Below are 229 nucleotides of genomic sequence, written 5' to 3' on the forward strand. Positions count from 1 at the left end.
AGAACTGGGATTTTGTCTTCTTCGATTTCAGCAGCCAAGTCATCCGCGAACATACGAGGCACATTTTCGATGAATCCACCACCAGTGATGTGAGCAATACCGTTAACCAATTCTTCTTTGATAAGTGGAAGCACTGCTTTAACGTAGATACGAGTTGGTTCAAGAAGGACTTCTTTCAATTTTTTGCCTTCAAGTTCTGGAAGAACCTCTTCACCTGAATAATCAGCAA

Annotated in this window: 1 protein-coding gene; it reads right to left on the reverse strand. The window is 41.5% G+C overall.

The window, feature by feature from the left end:
* Positions 1–229 (reverse strand): AIR synthase-related protein (locus HMPREF2937_RS13195; protein WP_257245430.1); only part of this gene is annotated, 229 nt, incomplete at both ends.

Origin of the sequence: Staphylococcus sp. HMSC061G12 (assembly GCF_001838465.1) — a bacterium.
In the GTDB taxonomy this organism is placed as follows: domain Bacteria; phylum Bacillota; class Bacilli; order Staphylococcales; family Staphylococcaceae; genus Staphylococcus; species Staphylococcus simulans.